General features: G+C 44.7%; 2 protein-coding genes. Both read right to left on the minus strand.

Annotated features, from left to right (window positions below; translation table 11 throughout):
* On the minus strand, positions 1 to 1,460 hold a 1,460-nt coding region (locus tag H6F50_RS16200; RefSeq protein WP_190429487.1), incomplete at its 3' end, for an ABC-F family ATP-binding cassette domain-containing protein.
* 395 nt (positions 1,461 to 1,855) lie between these two features.
* Positions 1,856 to 2,353, minus strand: a complete 498-nt coding sequence (locus tag H6F50_RS16205) for a hypothetical protein (RefSeq protein WP_190429488.1) — start codon at positions 2,351 to 2,353, stop codon at positions 1,856 to 1,858.
* Between the last annotated feature and the right edge of the window lie 119 nt (positions 2,354 to 2,472).

Consider the following 2,472-nt stretch of genomic DNA (forward strand, 5'->3'; position numbering starts at 1 on the left):
TGGATTGCCTCTTCCAACATTTCTTTAGCCGGAATATCCAAGTGGTTAGTAGGCTCGTCCAAAATCATTAAATTAACTGGGCGCAAAAGCATTTTTGCTAACGCCAGACGAGCTTTTTCACCTCCGCTCAGAGCCTCAACTTTTTTAAATACGGTGTCACCGCTGAACAAGAAGCGTCCTAGAAGTGTGCGAACCTCCTCATTTTTCCACTCAGGAACTTCATCATGGATAGTTTCCATGACAGTTCTAGACAGATCCAATGCTTCCGCCTGATTTTGCTCAAAGTAGCCAGGAATCACGTTGTGAGCGCCTAATTGAACTGAACCTTCAGTAGGTTGTTCCATGCCCATAATTAGACGCAACAAGGTTGATTTTCCAGCCCCGTTCGGACCGAGAAAGGCAATGCGATCGCCTCGTTCCATTAGTAGATTCGCATCTAAAAATAGAATTTTTTCGTCGTAAGTATGTACCAAATTCTGAATTTCTACCACCTCGCGACCACTGCGGGGAGCGTCAGGAAAGCGGAAGCGCAGGGTTCTTAATCCCCCAGTCGGCGCTTCAATCCGTTCGATTTTTTCTAGTTGTTTCTCACGGCTTTTCGCTTGGGTGCTGCGGGTAGCACTGGCACGGAAACGGTCAACAAAGACTTGCTGCTTTTCTAGTTCTTTTTGCTGGCGTTCGTAGGCGCTAAGTTGGGCTTCTTGGTTTTCCGCTTTTTGTTGTAAATAAGCAGAATAGTTGCCTAAGTAGGTGGTAGAAACGCCGCGTTCTGTTTCTACAATTTGGGTGCAAAGACGGTCGAGAAATTCTCGGTCGTGCGATACTATCACGATTGGAGTCTTCAGCCCTTTGAGATAGGTTTCCAACCACTCAATGGTTTCTAGATCCAGGTGGTTCGTTGGTTCATCCAGTAGTAATAAATCGGGTTTTTGGAGTAAGATTTTGCCCAAACTCATCCGCATTTGCCAGCCACCGCTGAAAGCGCTAACGAGGCGATCGCCATCTTCTGGCGCAAACCCCATTTCTGGCAACATCTTCTCAATCCGTGCATCTAACCCATAGCCATCCAACGCTTCAAATTGCCGCTGTAGCCGATCCAATTTGTGGATCAGGCGGTCTAATTCCTCTGGATTCGCAGTTTCCATTTCTCTCGGCACCTGCGCCAGAGCGTGCTGTACTTCGTTGGCTTCTTTGAAAACCGTCCAAAGTTCTTCTCGCACAGTGCGCGTCGGATCTACCTCAAATTCTTGAGTCAGGTAGGCAATGTGCAAATTTGCAGGACGAATCACTTCCCCAGCAGTGGGTTCCATTTCCCCCGCAATAATTTTGAGCTGAGTCGATTTTCCTGCACCGTTAACGCCGACTAAGCCAATGCGATCGCCCGGTTTGACTTCCCAGTTGACATCCTTGAGAACTTCGCCGGTGGGATAAATTTTACTGATATGTTCAAGTCGTAACATCAAGAGTCTCCAAGGATGCTGGGGGAATGAGCGAATTATTTGACGGATGTCCGTTGGTATTGCCAGTAAGTCCGTCAGGCGATCGCGAGAGTCCAGTTTATCTTAACAAAATTTAATTCTAAAATCGGAGTTTGCAACTGTTGGGAGGAAAGTTGAAAATCCAACAGCGCAATCGCCTTTCTCTAGGTATACTGAGTGGAAAGCTGATTTTAGATTACATAAGTCCTTCTTCTCGTCTATAACTTCAGGCGCTTTTGTTATCACCTGCTCAGAGCAAATAACAACTACTGGTATTCCTTGATTCAGGAACGCGATCAAAAATTGGTAAATCTTCTCCAGCCTCAAATTTCCCAAATAATCAGTTGTATTTAATTTTTCCGGCACGCTGACTCACATTAGCGATCGCCTCTGGGAGGTGGCCCATCCCGCACTTCAATCAACTCTTCAATAGATTTCCCTACGATTCGTGCAATTGGCCCTAGCTGATTATCGTTAATTTCTTTTCCTAAGAAAATTTCTTTCAGCTCTTTCCAAGACAATCGATAAGAGTCGCAGAATCGGGCAAATTCTTTATCACTAATATCAAGTTCATCTTGTCTATCCCTTAACAGCAAGGCGACCGCCGCCGATCCATATTTAGGACGCTCGGTACTTGCAATATATCTTTTCATTAAAAGATCGACTCTACTCGTATCGCCCCCTGCCTCAGTTATCAAGTCAAAACAGGCCATTTTGAGAGCTTTGCGTAGCCTTTCATCTTCATTGAGAAAGTCAACGATTCGGAGTGCATATTCTGGTTTTATAAATCCAACGACTGCTCCCTTATAGTAGATTGGAGAATAGGGATCGTTTGGATCGTAATTCCAATCCGAAGCTTGATTATTGTTTGGCATCTCGGCACCTCTGGTCAACGCTATTTATACAAGCCTTTAGAACGGTTTTTTTAAGGAATTTACAAGAGTCTATTTTTACATTGATTTACTTAAACATAGAGTTAGAGAACCTTGACTTA

It is taken from the genome of Coleofasciculus sp. FACHB-712, from assembly GCF_014695635.1.
Taxonomy (GTDB): domain Bacteria; phylum Cyanobacteriota; class Cyanobacteriia; order Cyanobacteriales; family FACHB-T130; genus FACHB-T130.